Source organism: Leptospira inadai serovar Lyme str. 10 (genome assembly GCF_000243675.2).
Lineage (GTDB): Bacteria > Spirochaetota > Leptospiria > Leptospirales > Leptospiraceae > Leptospira_B > Leptospira_B inadai.
This window is the reverse complement of record NZ_AHMM02000006.1, coordinates 331,944-348,758: the sequence shown is the minus strand read 5'-3', so window position 1 is coordinate 348,758 and position 16,815 is coordinate 331,944. Positions and strand designations below refer to the sequence as shown.

The following is a 16,815-nucleotide window of genomic DNA, read 5'->3' as shown; positions in this document are numbered from 1 at the left end:
TCTCCCCTCACTTCAAAGAGGAGTTAATAAAGCTACCGAGACTTTCGCGGGAAGGCGCATCGGAAGTTTTGAGATATTTTGCCATCTCTTCCCGCTCTAATGCCTTGTCGAAATCCTTAATAGAAAGGGAAATCTTCTTATTCTTGGAGTCGATCTTAACGACCGCGCATTTAACGATATCGCCCGGCTTATAGGTTTCTTGAAGATTACTATCTTTTCCGCCGGGAATTTCGGAAATATGAACAAGACCTTCAAAGCCGGGTTCGATCTCCACAAACATTCCGAAGTCGACGATACTCTTAATCTTTCCTTCGACCACGCATCCGACCGGGTATCGATTGCGTAAAGAATCGTACGGGTGCTCTTGCAATTGCTTGAGTCCGCAGGAAATTCTTTGAGCGTCGAAGTTGATATCAAGGATTACGTATTTAACCTCTTCTCCCTTTTTCAATAAGGAGGTCGGGTTCTTTTGTTTTTCGTCCCAAGTGATATCGCTGATATGAATCAAACCTTCGATTCCGTTTTCGACTTCTACAAAGGCGCCGTACTTAGTGATCCCGGTTATTTTACCGGTTAAGGAATTCCCCACGCGAACTTCCGGACCGAGAGTATCCCAAGGGTTGGGCTGAAGTTGCTTCAATCCCAAAGAAAGTCTTCTGTTCTCGAAATCGATATCCAGAATGAGTGCTTCGACCTCTTGCCCCTTTTTAAGCAGATCTTTCGGATGCGGCGGTTTTTTGGACCAGGTCAGCTCGGAAGTATGTATGAGACCTTCCAAGCCTTCCTTCAATTCCACGAAAGCTCCGAAATTGGTAAGCGAAGTGACGGTCCCGCGAACAACCATATCTTTTTCCAAGGATCGTTGAGCCCAAACCCAAGGATCTTCATAGAGCTGTTTCAGTCCGAGTGCCAGTTTGTTGTTCTCTTTGTCCATTTCCAGGACTTGGAGCTCTACTTCCTGACCTATAGTGAAATATTGCTTAAAGGGAGCGAATTTTTTATATGAAATATCTTTCTGGCGAAGAAGTCCGACGACTCCTTCCAAATCGCAGAACACGCCGAAGCTAGCGATCTTAGATACTACCGCTTTTACCTTATCGCCTACGTTGATTTTCTGAACGAGTGCATCCCATTTTTCGTTATTGACTTCGTCCAAAAGTTTTTTCCGGGAAACGACTCCGGAACGAGTGCGTTCGTTGACTTCGATAATTTTAAAATCGAGTTCTACGCCCTTGTAATTTTCGCCGTCGGAAAATTTATAGCTAAGTTGCGAAGCCGGTAAGAAAAGCTCCGAACCCTCGACGTTTACGATATAACCTTTGCCCTTAATCTCGTTAACGAGACGGCCGGTGACCTGGTAATTATTCTTAAATGCGTCCTTAACGACTTCCCAACCTTTTCTTTGGTCGGCTTCTTTTTTAGAAAGAATACAGCCGGAATCGGTGGATTCTTTTCGCTTAACCAGCGCAGTGACAATGCTACCCAATTCGGGTTTTTCGTCAAATTCAGCCCGAGCGATGCGCCCTTCTTGTTTCAGCCCTTCGATGGCAACATAGACGAAATCGGTATCTACCGAGACAACCTTCCCGTCTACGACCTGATCCTTACGGACTTCGGCTTCATCGTTTTTCTTTTCTTCCCACTGTTTGAAAACTTCTGCAAAAGTGGACTTGTCTTGTTGGCTACTCATAGGGGCTGGAATACTCGGTTATTTATTTGGGATTAGTGCGGATCGCCTAAAATGCCGTGTTCGAGGCACTCAAGAATCTTACCAATAACAGTATTTTTTGGCAACCTATCCGTGTCAATGAGGATTGCGTCTTTTGCCTGTTTGAGAGGCGCGATTTCACGGTCCGTATCCGATTTATCGCGAGCGATGATTTCTTTTTCGATTTCATCCAAATCCGAATCGATTCCTTGCTCTTTTAATTGATAATATCTTCTTTCCGCCCTAACCCTAGAGGATGCGGTTAAGAAGAATTTGTAACGCGCATCCGGAAATACCGCCGTACCTATGTCTCTACCGTCCATAATTAATTTGTGGATTAACGCAAGATTACGAAGCTGTTTATTTACGAATTCGCGGTACGATTCTTTATTGGCGATGTGTTTTATTTCCTTCGTAATCTCCGGGATTCGAATTTCCAGGGAAACGTCTTCGCCGTTTAGAAAAATCTTATTTTCCCCCGACTCGGAGAAAATGCATTCCACGATCGCTCCGTCGGATAATTCGACGGGATTACCTTTTCCGACCCATTCCTGAAAGCTTTCCTTGGATCGGGCTTTCTTATACTTTCTAAAAATGTAAAGAGTTAAGGCACGATAAAAAGCGCCCGAATCCAAATATTTATATCCTAACCTAGTCGCTAGCTCCCTAGCCACCGTGCTTTTTCCCGTACCTGCGGGGCCATCCAAGGCGATCACATTTTCATTCATACCAGTACCGATTTGAGCGTTTCCTCGAAACCGGGAAAAGAGGTTTCGATCCAGGAAGTTTCATCCAACTCTAAGGGAAGTCCGGTGAGAGCTTTTAAAATCAGGAAGCTCATCGCAATTCTATGATCCATTCGAGTCAGTATTTTTCCACCTTTTCCGGAAAGCCAAGCATCCGATTCGGAAGAAAGTTTCCCTTTTCCTAATTCGGAAAATTCGTAGCCGTCCTGGTATTCCCAGACTTCGATTCCTAGAGAGCGAAGATTGTCCACCATTGCCTTGATCCGATCCGATTCTTTGGCTCTTAATTCTTCCGCATGTCGAATTTTAAATCCTCCCTTGGCAAAAAGTCCGGCGATCGTGAGAATCGGCACTTCGTCTATCAAGGAAGGCATCCAGTGCGCGGGAATCTCCGCATAATGCAAGTTAGATGAAGCGGCTTCCAAATCGCCGACCGGCTCTCCGCATTCTACCCGCTCGTTATGAACGAATATCTTCGCTCCCATCGCACGAAGAGCCTTTAAGATCCCTATTCTGGAAGGATTTAAACCCACATTGCGAACGACGATGGAACCTTCTTTCAGTAGAACTCCCAACACCAAAAAAAAGGCGGCAGAGGAAATATCTCCCGGAACTTTAAATTCACCGGGTTGAAATCGATACGGCGGAGAAATCTTAAAATGGGTCGGACTAAAATACTCGATCGAGTTACCTAAGTATCGGAACATATTCTCCGTATGGTCCCTCGATAAAATTTCTTCCTCGTATTCCAGTTGAGTCTCGGAGGCCATCGCCGCCAACATCAAACAGGATTTGACCTGGGCGGATGCGATCGGGCTGAAATAAGAAAACGATTCCAACTTCCGACCGATAATTTTCAAAGGCGCCCGATCCGATTCACCCTCTATCGAAGCTCCCATTGCGACCAAAGGTTTTATGATTCTAGACATGGGACGTTTCCTCAAGGAAGCGTCGCCGTTCAGAATCGCATGAATGCCGGGAACCCCGCAAAGAAGTCCGGCAGAAAGTCGGATCCCCGTTCCGGCATTTCCGAAATCCAGTTCCGTTTTCGGGGAATGTAAATTGGCCTTACCCGGACTAGTGAATAGATAAGTGCCTGACGATTTCTTTTCCACCTGAAGGCCGACCAGGGCGAAGGCATTCATCGTGTTCAAAGGATCTTCGGCGTCTAAAAACCCGGTGACTCTGGACGTTCCTCGGGAAAGGACCGAGAAAAGTACGGCGCGATGAGAAAGGGATTTATCGCCGGGGACTTCTACTTCCCGGCCGGAAGAATTAGCGTTTCTTGGAACCATTATTGTGTTTTAATATTCCGTCCCGATTGACCCGGGCTTTTTCCATAAAGGACTTCCAGTGATCGGGGTCGAGCGGCTTTTGCGGATCCAATTCCGAAATTATTCCGTCCAAATGTTTTCTAAATTCTTGCAGAGACTTAAAGATCTCGTCCCGATTGGAAGAAAAAATGGGAGCCCACATTTTCGGATTCGAACCCGCGATCCTAGTCATGTCCCTGAATCCTCCGCCCGTCAACGGAAGAGGAGATCCTTCCGTAAACTTTTGGACACATTCGTTTTCCCAAACCCAATTCGCCATGATCGACGAGATCAAATGGGGCGAATGAGAAACGTAGGACAAGATCCGGTCGTGTTCAAGAGCCGGGATTTCGATCGTTTCCATTCCTAAGAATCTCCAAAAAGATTCCAATTTAGAAAAGGCCTCGGGAAGAGCGCCCGCCGGACGAGTCAGAATACAGAGTCGGTTTTCGTACAGATCCGCATTAGCGAATTCTAAACCCGATTCCTCCGATCCGCACATCGGATGCGAGGAAACGTATCTATGCCCCGAGAAAGATACTTCATTTTTTCCGGACCAAGTATCGGAATCGCCCGAGCGTTCGAGCGCGGTATCCATATTCGATTTCGGTTCTTCTTTGAAACTGTACGGTAACGCCGAATCCACCGCGGAGATGATATCCCGCTTCGTGGATCCCATGTCCGTCATATATCCGCTAAAATTTTTGGGCAGGGTCCGGATCAATTCGACCGTCGTGTCGACGGGAACACCGAATACGATTAAATCGTAAGAGCTCCAATTCGGAGTATTTTGAAACTCGATGGACGTTAATAAATGATCGGCGGAGCCTAAGGAGATTCCTTTCTGCTTACTCTCTTGCGAAGATACGATTCCGGTCACTTCCGCACCGGACCGCTTCTTCTTTAGGGCAAGCGAAAGCGAGGCCCCCATCAATCCAAGACCGTATATTAGAATTTTACGAAACGGAAAATTCACGGATTCGGCGGAGAAACCGGGTAAGAACCCAGTACCCTCAAGTATATTGTATTTTCCTTAAGTACGCTCAAAACTTCCTCGATAACCGGGTCCTTTCTGTGCCCGTGGAAATCGATGAAAAAGTTATATTCCCAGGATGTTCTTCTGGTCGGCCTCGTTTCCACCTTGGAAAGATTGATTCCCTTATCAAAGAAGGGTTTCAATACCGAATATAAGGATCCTGGTTTATCCGGAACGGAAAGCACGATCGAAGTCTTATCATTCCCCGTAGGAGGACATTGGTTTTTACCGATAATCAGAAATCGGGTGGAGTTGCCGGACATATCTTCGATGGATTCGCGAATTACATCCAGTCCGTAGATTTCGGCGGCGATCGAAGAAGCAATAGCCGCACATCCTTCTTTTTTCTCCGCGACGATGCTAGCCGCTCTGGATGTGGATGGGGTCTCGGAGATTTGTACATGGGGAAGATTCGCCGCGATCCAATTTCTGCATTGCGAATTAGCGATCTTGATTCCGTACAGAGTTTCGATCTTATGGAGATCATGTTCAAAACCGAGAAGATTCAGAGTAATTTTAAGATAGATCTCCGAATAAATATTCAGATCCGAAACTAAAAACTGGTCCAGGGTGGAGTTGACCAATCCCTCGGAGGAATTTTCCACAGGAACGACTCCGTAATCCACCTTATCCGTTTCGACTGCGCGAAATACTTCCGGAATGGACGGGAACTCGCTCGCTTCCACGGAAGCTCCGAATCTAGCTCGAACGGCTTGATGGGAAAACGATCCTTCCGGCCCCAGATATCCTACGGAAAGTCCTTTTTCCACCGAAAAGGACCCGGACATGATCTCGCGATAAATGGCGATCAATACTTTATCCGGAAGAGGTCCGACATTGAGATTTAAAATTTTCTCATATACGTCCTTCTCTCGGTCGGGTCGATAAATCGGATCGTTGTTTTCGCGTTTGATCTCGCCGATTGCGGATGCGATCTCCGCTCTGGCCAAAATGGCCTTGACGATTTCCTTATCCAGAGAATCTATTTTTTCCCTGAACTCCTTTAGTTTGTCGTTATTCTTGGCCATTTTCGATTAAGTCGTCCAGGTTTTCGAATTTTAGCTCTTTTACTTCGACGGGAGCGGGTAAGTCCGAAAGTTTATTTAGGCCGAAATGCAGGAGGAATTCCTTCGTGGTTCCGTAAAGCGCCGGGCGACCGGGCACTTCCTTATTACCGACCGGTTTTACGAGTTTTTTTGAAATCAAAGAAGTCACCATCGCTCTGGAAGAAACTCCTCGGATATCGTCTATTTCGGATAAGGTGATCGGTTGTTTGTATGCGATGATAGCTAACGTATCCAAGCTGGAGCGGGATAGCTGGTCCCTTTTTTTCTCTTTAAAAAGTTTCCCCAAAATCTCGGAAAAACGTTCGTTCGTGGCGAATTGATAAGCTCCGGCAATCTCTCGTAGAACGAATCCGCCGTCTCTTTCCTGATAATCCAAAATTAGTTCGTCTAGAATTTCCCTGGCTTCGTGCTTCTCGCACTCCACCGATTTGGCGATGCTGGCAAGCTTGAGCGGTTCCCCGGAAAGGAAAAGGAGGGCTTCTATCAGTCCCTTTAAGCCGGATTTTTCGCGTTCCACGGTTCTCCCACCAAGAAAATACGGATTTCGCCGAAGGTTTTATGCTGGCGAATGACCAGGATTCTCTGCTTGCAGAGTTCTAGCATTGCCAAAAAGACAGCGACGACTTCCGCTTTCTCGGGTTTGACCGACGAAAACAATTCCTCAAAAGAAATATCGGACCTCTGGACGAGGAGCGTGGAAATCGACTCCATCTTTTCCTCGACAGAATATCGGTGGGGCGCGGTAAGTAAAGCGGGAATCTCCCCTTCTTCCTCCCGTTTTTCAAGTATCTCGTTAAAGGCGGAGATAAGGTCGAGCAGGCTTAAATCCAGCCAAGAATCCTGCTCTTCGATGACTTGGTTGCTTTCCCGGACAAAAACGCCGGACTGGGATTTATCGACTTCGGATAGCTTCTGAGCCGTTAGTTGGAATTTCTTGTGTTCCAGGAGTTTTTCGACTAGTTCCGGCGGGAGAGGCGGATCGTAATCTTCTTCTTCAAAACCCGGATCGGGCAATAAGGCTTTTGATTTCAAGTACACTAGGTTCGCAGCCATCAATGCGTATTCTGCGCCCAAGTCTATATGGATATTTTCCGAAATTTTCAGGAAATGGAGAAAGTCTTCCGTGATTCTCGAAAGAGAAACTTCGAATATATCGACTTTATAACTTTCGATCAGAGACCAAAGGAGATTTAACGGCCCCTCGGTGATTCCGCCTTCCGTATTATTCCATTGGACCACAAAGGTCTTCCCGCCGTCCTCCCTCTCCATATTTCTAAAAACCTTTATGAATTTAAAGCTTTGTCTGCCGCTTGTTGCAACCTCTCCGGAGAGAAGGGCTTAACGACGAAATCCTTGACACCCATCTTAATCGCTTTGGCAAGAAGTTCTTCCTGACCTAATGCGGTAACCATAATGATTCGTGCCTTCGGATCTATTTTAAAAATTTCTTGGGCGGCTTCGATACCGTCCTTTTCTCTCATGGTGATATCCATGGTTACGAGATCCGGCTTTATCGCCTTATACTGATCGACGGCGATATTACCGTTTTCGGCTTCACCTACGATTTCGTGGCCTCCCGCTACCAAGGCATCTTTCACCATGGTCCTCATAAACTTTGCGTCGTCCACTACGAGAATTCTGGCCATATTTTTAATTTCCCCTTTCTTTAAGAATAGAAAGTATCCTAGTTGTAATTGCGCTAACCGGTTCTACGAATTGAACCCCGCCCATTTCAATGGCTTGGCGGTTCATTCCGAAAATCACCGAACTTGCCTCGTCTTGGGCGATCGTAGCCGCTCCGGTTTCTCTCATTCGAAGAGTCGCAGCGGCCCCATCCTTTCCCATACCGGTCATTATCACACCGATCAAGGCGCTACCGTATTCTTGGATTGCGCTGTCAAAAAGAACTTCGACGGAGGGCCTGTGTCCATTTACAAGGGCTTCCTTGCCTAATGCAATCCATTTCCGGCCTGCTCTAGTTTCAATGCGAAGATGAGCGTCGCCCGGTGCAACATAGCCGACACCGGCTTCCACGGGTTCGCCGTCTTCCGCTTCTTTTACCCGGATTTTCGAGTTATCATTTAAACGTGAAGCGAATGCTTTAGTAAATCCAACGGGCATATGTTGTACGACGAAAATCGGTAAGCGAAATCCTTCCGGAAAATCGGAAAAAACGGTTTGCAGAGCTTTTGGCCCGCCGGTGGAAGTACCGATACAAACCGCCTCAATCGCCTTCGTTTCGCCCTTAGAAAACCTAGCCTTTAACGAATCCGAAAGTCGATGCGGATCGACGATAGGTAGAATCGTACGCACGCTTTCGAAATAGGAAAGAATTCTATGGCGTAAGACCGCTCCCAACTCCTCGGGATTGAATTGACTCGAGCTGGAAGGTTTCGGAATAAAATCGATCGCCCCGTATTCCAAAGCCTTAAACGTGGCTTCAGCGCCGTGCTGGGTCAATACCGAAAGCATCATCACCGGTATTCCGAGTTTTCGTTTCTGCAATTCTTGGAGGGCAGACAGTCCGTCCAACACCGGCATTTCGACATCCAGTATTACGAGATCGGGCTTCAATTTTTCCGTTAATTCGATGCAATCCAAGCCGGTCTTTCCGGTCGCTATCACTTGGATTTTTTCATCCTTTTGGATCTGATCAGAAATAATATTCCGTACTAGGAGGGAATCGTCGATGATCACGACTCGTATGGGTGTATTGGAATTCATTCTTTATCAGCCTTCGAAAACCGTTCGGTTTAGAACTTAGGAATGAGTGCCATTAGCTCATCGAAATCCGGAAGGAACAAAAGAACGCCGAGCAAGTTATTTCCTTCATGATTGAATTCGGTTAGCATACTCAAAAATTTCGTTCGTTCGGGTTTAACCGCATCCAAGACCTCTAAAAACGTTCCTTCCACCAACTCCGGAACGGCAGGCATAACGCTTACTTTAGCCTTATTGGAAATGGAATTTAGAACGGAGGCACAGACGATATTCGAAATTTCGGATAAAACGCTCTTAGTGTCGTCGTCCAGATTATCGCCCGGAGAGACCGTATCCAAAAGTTCTTTGGCGAGATTCTTAGCGTTCTCTCTGGAAAACATCATCAAAAGATTTCCGTTCAGATCCCCGTTCATCCGAACCTTCATCCCGTAGAATTTATCGTCGGAAAATCTAATTTCGGAAGCCAAACCTTCCTTATCGTTCATTAGAATTTCTGGAATAAAGAGATCCACATTTCGATCTAGAATTTGGGATAAGACCATCCCGGCATTCATCATCCCGGTATTTACGACTGCTTCGATTTTTTTAATCTGCTCTCTCGTTAAATTTCCCGTAAAATCCTTGGAATGTGAAACGGACATCATCCTTTGTTTTTTTTGTTCTATAAAGCCCTCGATGATATGTTCGGCTCTCTTCTTTTCCTCGTCGGTGGTAACCGAATCCGAGATGAGTTCCGAAATATGGGATCTGTATTTGTCCTCCATTCCGAATTTAGAAGCGGAGGGGGCGGTCTTATCCATGACAGCAGTATTCGAAACGGACGGGGCGGAAGGTTCCGCCGTCTTACTTCCATCGGGTAAAAGACGATCCTCGCTGACTTTGAGTTCGACGGAGAACGCGCCTTCGGTTTTTCCCGCACCTTCCCGATGCAGATCCTCTTTCCCGGCGACGATCTTTCCGGAATCATCTGCCTTTTTGCTTTCGGTCTTCTTCCGTTTCGCTCTTTCGCGAGTCGTAATCTCGTGCAGTTTATGATTGTATACGTTCGTAGGATTGGAAGTTTTTTGAACGTACATCTCCTCTTCGGTTTCAATCGTTCGGATCGTACTGATTCTCTTCATCGTCTCCAAATGATAGTTGATGTACCTGCCGGTTTCGTCCAGATAAGAAGCTATCTCGACTAATCCTGGAATATCGAGAACCATAATAATGGTACCGTCTCCCATGATGGAAGCACCGGTGAGTCCTTTGATATTTTTGAAGTTCTTCTCCAAGGACTTGATAACCGTTTCATGTTTTCCGACTAACTCATCCACCATGAAGCCCAGTTTTCTTCCCTTGAATTGAACTATTACGACGGGGGATTCTTCCCTATCCGTTTTATCCTGTAATCCGAGTATCCGATTCAATCGATAGATCGGCAAAACTTCTCCCCGAAGATTGATGATTTCGTTCCCTTCCAAAGTGGTGATCTGTTCGTTACTGACCTTGATCGTTTCGTTCACTTCGGATAACGGGAACGCATAAACTTCCTCTTCCATCATGATTAAAATGGAAGGGATAATCGCCAAAGCCTGCGGAAAGGATAATACGAAAGAAGTTCCGTGACCTTTCTGTGATTGGATCAGGATTTTTCCCTTAAATTCCTGAATTAAATTATTTACGACATTCATTCCGACTCCGCGACCGGAGATGTCCGTAATCTTATCCGCCGTGGAAAATCCCGGGGCAAAGATAAATTGATAAACGTCGTTTTCCGAAAGACCCGCAGCGTCCGCCTCCGAAACCAATCCCTTTTCGACGGCCTTACGACGAATTCGTTCCACGTCGAGCCCCTTTCCGTCGTCTCGAATTTCCACCATGATATTGCTGCCGCCCTGGTAGGCGTTCAACTCTACGATTCCTATTTCCGGTTTTCCGATACGTTTTCTTTCTTCCGGAGATTCGATTCCATGGTCGACCGAATTGCGAATCAGATGCAGTAGCGGCTCTCCTAACGCATCGATCACTTTCTTGTCCAGTTCGGTGGATTCTCCATTAAGAATCAGGTCCACTTTTTTTCCCGTCTCGAGTGAGAGGTCGCGCACAAGACGCGAGAAGCGACGGAAAACCGTCGAAATAGGAACCATCCGGATATTCATGATTCCGGATTGCAGTTCCTTGGAAATTCGATTGATTAAATCGATTCGCCCTTTTAGTTCGTTGAAGAGTTGATCCTCTCCGAAGGTCCGTAATAAATCGTCATAAATCTTCTGAAAGCCGGAATTGGTGATCACCAATTCCCCGACGTTATTCATGAGTTGATCCAGTTTATCGGAGGAAACTTTAATACTCTTTAATGTGATTTTCGCCTCACCGGCTTTTTCCTCCTCGTCCAGTTGAAAAGAAGTGATCGCATTCGAATCGGCGGTATAACCGAGCTGAGAATTAGGATGAAATTCCTCTATGGTAAGGGTCTCGACCATATCCACATTGGCGGCCTTGGTCAAGTCTTCCTGAGCTTTCTGACTCAGGATGAGAATCGTCAGGACTATGGCCTCCGTTCCTTTTTCCAATTCCTCCAAGTTAGGATTGGTTCTGTAGATGGTTCCGATGGATTTTAAATTCTGAAGAATAAGAGAATAGCGCAGACTTTTCATCGGAGCGTCCGACTTTAAGCCGACCTTGAGAATCCAAAAACTTCCCCCGTTTGCCCGAAGTATCTCTTCCAATTCTTTCTGATCGTCTCCGTCCAGTTCCAGATGCGACGAATTCGAGGAATGCGATTGTTGATTCTTTTCCTCCGAAGCCGTACTCGCGGGAGATTCCGACTTCCCTCGGGCTTCTTGGGCCGCTCCGGGATCGTTTTCATACGCTTCCAATCTACGGATCATATCCGTATAAGGCGTGTCGACTTTCTTCCCTTGAGAGACGTTGACGATTACGTTCTTGATAAGATCAAAACATTGAAATAATAGATTTACGAGAGAAAGTTTTACGGCGAGTTTTCCGTCTCGAATACTTTGGAGAAGGTTCTCCATTTTATGAGCCAAGTCCGAGAGATTATATAACCCTACGAAGGCTGCCGAACTTTTAAGGGAATGCGCGGCTCGAAAGATGTCGTTGATCGTCGCCGGATCGGACTGGTCTTTTTCCAATTTTAATAAATTGGCATTTAGTTCTTCGATCTGGTCTTCCGATTCTTCCAGAAAAAGTTCGGTGTATTCTCCTAATACTCCGGCCACTTAGTTTTCCTCCGCAGTAAAGTCGATTAGCTTGGAGAGATTCAAATTAAGAACCAGAGTTTCTTCATATTGGCTTACGGATTCGATCAATTCACTGTAGCTTACGCTCAATTCCGCGCCGGCCTCGCTGATTTTATCCCGATGAATCTTGACTACTTGCTTTACGGAATCGACCAACAAGCCGCCTCGCTTTTCGCCGTTAACGACTACGATGATTCTCGTGGAAGGCAGGATATCGCAAAATCCAAGACCGAACAGCTCCTTTAAATCCATAATCGGAATGATTTCACCGCGCAAATTAATCACTCCAAGAATGAAACCTTCCACATTCGGAATGCGGGTAATAGGAACCGGTTTTAAGATTTCATGAATGTGCAGGATATCGATTCCGAAAAGTTCCTTATCCACTTCGAAGGTCAGGAATTCCTTCAACCCTTCTAGTTCTTTACCGGCTTGAACGTCTTCAGCGGGATTCAATTTTTCGATGGCTCTCACCGGTCCTCCACGTAGGTAAATTTCCGAAAAAAAGTAAAAACTCCTTCCCGGTGAATCAACGGCCCCCATATACAATCGGATTTCGGAAGCGCTGAATTCTCAGATTTTCAATTTATCGGACTGAATTTTCATCGTTTTTCTTTGGAAAGCAATGGTTTTTTTTATCAGTAAGAATGATCCCAGCTCGAATGTCGTGCTCTTCCGCCAAAAATTCGCAGGGAAACAGAGATTCGAATGTTAGGCCGATCAGACTCGCTTGTGGAACCCCGGAAAGCGCGTGATCATAAAACCCTTTCCCCCTCCCCAATCGCGCTCCCTCAAACGACCAGGCCAGGGCGGGCACTAGGATCAAATCGGCCTCCTGCGGAGAAATTATTTCTTTCCCAACGGGCTCCTGAATGTTAAACGCACCGGTTTCGAATCTCTCCGGTTTTATAAATACCAAATCCCGGTTTTGGACCTTGGGAAAAAAGAAAGAGGCGCCCTGTTCGCTTAGCAATCGTGATTCTGCGAAGGAAACCGGATCGATTTCGTATTCGTCGGCGACATAGGAAATGATCCTAAGGGAAGTCCTTTTCTCCAAAGAATGAAGAATCATTTCGCGCAAACACTCTCGGATTCGATTCTCTTTTTTAGCGCGATCGGAAAGACGTAGAACGGAGTCCTTACTGATCCTTCTCGCTTCTCGTTTCGATAGCAAATTAAAGGTCCCCTATGAGACCTTCTTCCAAAAGGGTAATCAGTTTTCGCGTTTTTTCTTCGGCCTCGGGGGAAGATGGCCCGGAAGAAGAGGGTCGGGCATTTTTTAATTGCTCCAGTTCGTCCGCAAAATTCAAGGCGGCTAGGACCGCTAACTTCAGCTTTGAGGAAGAAGGCATCCCCAAACTGAGTTCCCGGATCTTACGATCGACGACTTCCGCCAATTGTTTGATATATTCCGGATCCGCATCCCCGACGATCGTATACTCGTCCCCTAAGATGCGTGTCGTAATCTTTTCGCTCATCGCTAGCTAGGGCTTGGTATCTTTGTGATCTTTATGATCTTTATGATCTTTCGGTTCGTCTTCTATGACGAGAAAATCATCGTCTTCATCCGCGTCGAACACGCTGATCGCATCGTCATCATCTTCAATGATGATGTCATCATCGTCCGCAGACACCGGGCTAAAATCGTCGATAGGCTCGTCGGTTATGATGATCTCATCATCCCCTCCCGAACTATCTTCGGGCGATTCGGAAATTACCGCGATATCGTCGTCTTCGTCGTCCAGAAGGATAATTTCATCGTCCTCGTTGAAATCCTCTTCGGATGAATCGGCAACCACTGAAGGAATCGGAATAGAACTAGCGGAAGGAACTGCGGAACCCCCGGCGAAAGCGGCAGCCGTAGCAGGAGCCGAACTAGCGGAAGGGGCGGAAGAACTATCCATAGGCGGCGAAGATGGGGAAGACGCGTTAGAACTTGATGCACTCACGGGTGAAGCCGGCAGACCATCCAAACGCCCGAGAAGTTGATTGATTTTCCCTTCGAGTGCCCGCTCCCTCTCTTTCATCTCCTCGAGTTCTTTCGTGGTCTTTTGGAGTTGCTCGCGGAGAGAAGCCAGCTCTTTCTCCTTTTCCTCCATGGCCAGTTTCATCTGGTCATTTTCCGCACGGAGAGTTTCGTTTTCCGATTCTAACCGGCCGTTTTCGGCCCGAAGATCGCTAATCAGTTCGAGAGCCTTAATGACCTTACTTTCGAGTTCTTCGATAGTCTCCATTGTTAGCATAATGAGAACCTCATCCTTCCGGTATGTGATTTATAATAGGACGCATAAAGGTCATTCCTTAAGAACGACCTGAATCTTTTTGGACCGCTAAATCGGCGAAATCCATCCTATTTTTCTATTTTCGGCAAAAGAGAAAAACCTTTTTTTAGAAAAACAAAGAGAGCCCGGGAGAATCCGGGCCCTTTTTTGATTTCTTACCAAAAAACAAGGTTTTTTCGGCGCTTCCCCTCCCCATCGGAGGAGAGAGAAAATTCGACGGTTTGAATTAAACGGCGACTTTGATTTTTTCGACCAGAGCGTTGAACGTCTCTTTATCGCTAAAAGCAAGTTCAGCCAACGCTTTTCTATCTAAATCGATGTTAGCTTTTTTCAAGCCATACATGAATTGTGAATAGGAAAGTCCTGCTTCCCGCGCTGCAGCATTGATACGAATAATCCATAATTTGCGGAAATCACGTTTTTTTGCACGGCGATCGCGGTATGCCCACTGACCGGCTTTCATTACGGCAGATTTAGCGGTTCTATAAAGCTTAGAACGAGCGCCTCTAAATCCCTTAGCTTGCTTCAGGATTTTTTTGCGACGGTTCTTATGAATGGTTCCGTTTGTAGCTCTTGGCATTAGCGCACTCCGTAAGGCATTAATCTAACGATTGATTTCCAATCGGCATCCACGACCAAAGTCATTCCCCGGAGACGACGGCGTCTTTTAGGTCCTTTTTTGGTAAGAATGTGACGGGTATTCATGCTCTTCCGTTTAATCTTATTATTTTTGGAAAACTTGAACCGTTTTGCTGCGGCCCTGTTTGTCTTCAGCTTGGGCATTTTCCTACCTCAATAACTCCTAAGTTCCTGCTCACTATTTCGCGACGGCGGGGGTGATCACGACGACGATTTGGCGTCCGTCTAACACCGGTTCCCGTTCAGGCGTACCATGACCTTTTAAGTCTTCAACCATTCGATTGACTACGTTCATCCCTAATTCCGAGTGCATCATTTCTCGGCCCCGGAAGCGGAGGCTCACTTTCACCTTGTCCCCTTTTTGAAGGAATTCGACTGCGTGGCGCTTTTTAATCTCATAATCATGCTGATCGATCCGAGGGCGAATCTTTACTTCTTTTACATTGATTACGTGTTGCTTCTTCTTCGCTTCTTTGCTTTTTTTAAGTAGCTCGAACTTGTATTTACCGTAATCGATCAGCTTGCAAACGTGAATTTCCTGGTCCCCGGATACTTCTACCAAGTCCAGGTTTTCTTCCTTCGCCTTCCGGAGGGCTTCTTCAAAGCCGACGATCATCACACCGTCATCTGTGACCAATCTTACTTGGGCAACCCCAGTAATTTTTTCATTAATTCTATGGCTAAACAGTTTATCCGTGGGTTTAGGTTGGGGCTTCCTCTGCATTCAGTCTCCGGCTATTTTTCCAATTTTTTGGCTCTTGGGCCTGCATTCAAGCGATTTTCTCCCAGCATAAGGGAAGACTGGGCCTCTCATCAAGTAGAATTTAGGAGATATGCAAAGGAATCTAAGGGCGCCTCCCTGCATTCGCAGGGACCGGGCTGTTTCGGGTTCGGCTATTCGCCTCATCCCGCATGGAAATCCTGGGAAATAAAGAATTCCGAATATTAGCCATGCGGGACTAAAGCCCTGCACATCCCTGGCGCTTTCAGAAGACAGTAGCTGCTCGATGTTGGAAAAGTTACAGGAGTAGGGAAAAATCCCCTGTACACAGGAATCTTTCTCCAGAACATGGAATCTCCGCTCATCAATGTTCTGTCCTCTGACCTCTGTCCTCTGTCCTCTGTCCTCTGTCCTCTGTCCTCTGAACATCACGCAACTCCACTTCGAAGCAGGACCGATACGGGCTCGGCCTGAAAAGCACTCACCTTCAGGATGGAAAAACCAATGACATTTCCTGAAGCATCGACTTTTTCCATTACTGCATCGTTCTCCGTTTCTTTGAAATAACCTTCTTTCTTTTCAAAAAGAACCTCTAAATAATCCGAGTCTTTATCGAAATATATCTTGATCTCTCTATCCATACAAAACGGCCCCTTCCTTGACCTTATCGGTAAAGTATGCTGTGACAAGAAATAAATCGTCTCCGTGATTCTTTATTACCGCACAAAGATATTTTCTACCTACCGGAGTTGCCTCGAAAAGTTTATAAAAAAGCTCAACGCTCGAATCTGCCTTGGATATTCTCACCTGGTCCGGCTGTGACAAACACTCTGCAATTTTTTCACCCTGCCCGAACATCTCGGGATGATCTTCTTCAAAATGCCTTCTACGCTCTAAAGTAATTCGAATATTTCTTTTGAACACATCTTCTACAAGATTCATTTCGCCGAGATTAAAAGATTATGAATGCTTTGCATCCCTTCTTTTCCGGAGGAGTAGAGTAGAGATGGAAGTCTGTTAGACTTCCATCCCCCTCAACGAACCGAACGTGCAGATTTCCCGCATTCGGCTCTTTTAAGAGACTGTACCTCATTGCTTTCGCTTTTTGGTAGAGCTTGGATCTTAATTGAGTTAGTTTTTCCGATAAGCCATCATGATTCAATGGGTTCTTATCTATTTCCGTAGTCGATGTTTCCATCAAGCGGTCTTACTCCTTTAATTTCTAAGCATTCTCTATAAGAACCCCTTCGCTCCCTGAGCATTACCCCAGTTCTTCGCTACTATGAGTTCTTCCGACTTCCTTATTCGCCAAATGTAAATTATTCGTTCTCTACACT

The 16,815-nt window shown here is 46.1% G+C and carries 19 protein-coding genes; all 19 read right to left on the bottom strand.

All coding sequences use genetic code 11. The features are described 5' to 3' along the window. Positions 1-7 precede the first annotated feature (7 nt). The 19 genes from LEP1GSC047_RS02305 to LEP1GSC047_RS02210 all read right to left on the bottom strand — a co-directional run bounded on the left by LEP1GSC047_RS02305 (position 8) and on the right by LEP1GSC047_RS02210 (position 16,420). Positions 8-1,690 (bottom strand): 30S ribosomal protein S1, encoded by a 1,683-nt coding sequence (locus LEP1GSC047_RS02305; protein WP_010412073.1) that lies wholly within the window; start codon positions 1,688-1,690, stop codon positions 8-10. A gap of 32 nt (positions 1,691-1,722) precedes the next feature. Further along, entirely contained in the window at positions 1,723-2,436 is a 714-nt protein-coding gene (gene cmk, locus LEP1GSC047_RS02300; RefSeq protein ID WP_010412075.1) for a (d)CMP kinase, read from the bottom strand. Next, on the bottom strand, positions 2,433-3,749 hold the full coding sequence (gene aroA / locus LEP1GSC047_RS02295) for a 3-phosphoshikimate 1-carboxyvinyltransferase (protein ID WP_010412078.1): 1,317 nt from the start codon (positions 3,747-3,749) through the stop codon (positions 2,433-2,435). Before aroA ends, cmk begins: the two co-directional genes overlap by 4 nt. Continuing rightward, a complete protein-coding gene (locus LEP1GSC047_RS02290) occupies positions 3,730-4,743 on the bottom strand; it encodes a prephenate dehydrogenase (protein ID WP_010412081.1) in 1,014 nt (337 codons plus the stop codon). Before LEP1GSC047_RS02290 ends, aroA begins: the two co-directional genes overlap by 20 nt. After that, a complete protein-coding gene (gene pheA, locus LEP1GSC047_RS02285) occupies positions 4,740-5,831 on the bottom strand; it encodes a prephenate dehydratase (RefSeq protein ID WP_010412085.1) in 1,092 nt (363 codons plus the stop codon). The genes LEP1GSC047_RS02290 and pheA overlap by 4 nt, the downstream gene beginning before the upstream one ends. Further along, complete coding sequence (gene scpB / locus LEP1GSC047_RS02280) at positions 5,818-6,387, bottom strand: SMC-Scp complex subunit ScpB (protein ID WP_010412087.1); 570 nt, start codon at positions 6,385-6,387, stop codon at positions 5,818-5,820. The genes pheA and scpB overlap by 14 nt, the downstream gene beginning before the upstream one ends. Continuing rightward, positions 6,363-7,139 (bottom strand): segregation and condensation protein A, encoded by a 777-nt coding sequence (locus LEP1GSC047_RS02275; RefSeq protein ID WP_010412089.1) that lies wholly within the window; start codon positions 7,137-7,139, stop codon positions 6,363-6,365. Before LEP1GSC047_RS02275 ends, scpB begins: the two co-directional genes overlap by 25 nt. Positions 7,140-7,153: 14 nt before the next feature. Further along, complete coding sequence (locus tag LEP1GSC047_RS02270; RefSeq protein ID WP_010412092.1) at positions 7,154-7,516, bottom strand: response regulator; 363 nt, start codon at positions 7,514-7,516, stop codon at positions 7,154-7,156. Positions 7,517-7,520: 4 nt separating this feature from the next. Then, positions 7,521-8,594, bottom strand: a complete 1,074-nt coding sequence (locus LEP1GSC047_RS02265) for a protein-glutamate methylesterase/protein-glutamine glutaminase (RefSeq protein ID WP_010412094.1) — start codon at positions 8,592-8,594, stop codon at positions 7,521-7,523. 29 nt (positions 8,595-8,623) lie between these two features. After that, positions 8,624-11,815: a chemotaxis protein CheW gene (locus LEP1GSC047_RS02260; protein ID WP_010412098.1), complete on the bottom strand. Its 3,192-nt coding sequence runs from the start codon at positions 11,813-11,815 to the stop codon at positions 8,624-8,626. Beyond that, positions 11,816-12,310 (bottom strand): chemotaxis protein CheW, encoded by a 495-nt coding sequence (locus LEP1GSC047_RS02255; RefSeq protein ID WP_039933936.1) that lies wholly within the window; start codon positions 12,308-12,310, stop codon positions 11,816-11,818. A 112-nt stretch (positions 12,311-12,422) separates the two neighbouring features. Further along, positions 12,423-13,010: a 5-formyltetrahydrofolate cyclo-ligase gene (locus tag LEP1GSC047_RS02250; protein WP_020988103.1), complete on the bottom strand. Its 588-nt coding sequence runs from the start codon at positions 13,008-13,010 to the stop codon at positions 12,423-12,425. A 1-nt stretch (position 13,011) separates the two neighbouring features. Further along, the gene (locus LEP1GSC047_RS02245) at positions 13,012-13,314 is read right to left on the bottom strand and encodes a cell division protein ZapA (protein WP_010412106.1); all 303 of its coding nucleotides are present in this window, start codon (positions 13,312-13,314) and stop codon (positions 13,012-13,014) included. A 6-nt stretch (positions 13,315-13,320) separates the two neighbouring features. Further along, positions 13,321-14,079 (bottom strand): hypothetical protein, encoded by a 759-nt coding sequence (locus tag LEP1GSC047_RS02240; RefSeq protein ID WP_010412111.1) that lies wholly within the window; start codon positions 14,077-14,079, stop codon positions 13,321-13,323. A 265-nt stretch (positions 14,080-14,344) separates the two neighbouring features. Further along, entirely contained in the window at positions 14,345-14,698 is a 354-nt protein-coding gene (rplT, locus tag LEP1GSC047_RS02235; RefSeq protein WP_010412114.1) for a 50S ribosomal protein L20, read from the bottom strand. Further along, positions 14,698-14,901: a 50S ribosomal protein L35 gene (gene rpmI / locus LEP1GSC047_RS02230; RefSeq protein WP_010412116.1), complete on the bottom strand. Its 204-nt coding sequence runs from the start codon at positions 14,899-14,901 to the stop codon at positions 14,698-14,700. Before rpmI ends, rplT begins: the two co-directional genes overlap by 1 nt. Positions 14,902-14,935: 34 nt before the next feature. Further along, on the bottom strand, positions 14,936-15,481 hold the full coding sequence (gene infC / locus LEP1GSC047_RS02225; protein WP_010412119.1) for a translation initiation factor IF-3: 546 nt from the start codon (positions 15,479-15,481) through the stop codon (positions 14,936-14,938). Positions 15,482-15,906: 425 nt separating this feature from the next. Continuing rightward, the gene (locus LEP1GSC047_RS02215) at positions 15,907-16,119 is read right to left on the bottom strand and encodes a DUF2283 domain-containing protein (protein WP_010412124.1); all 213 of its coding nucleotides are present in this window, start codon (positions 16,117-16,119) and stop codon (positions 15,907-15,909) included. After that, complete coding sequence (locus LEP1GSC047_RS02210; RefSeq protein WP_010412127.1) at positions 16,112-16,420, bottom strand: hypothetical protein; 309 nt, start codon at positions 16,418-16,420, stop codon at positions 16,112-16,114. The genes LEP1GSC047_RS02215 and LEP1GSC047_RS02210 overlap by 8 nt, the downstream gene beginning before the upstream one ends. Positions 16,421-16,815: the final 395 nt, after the last annotated feature.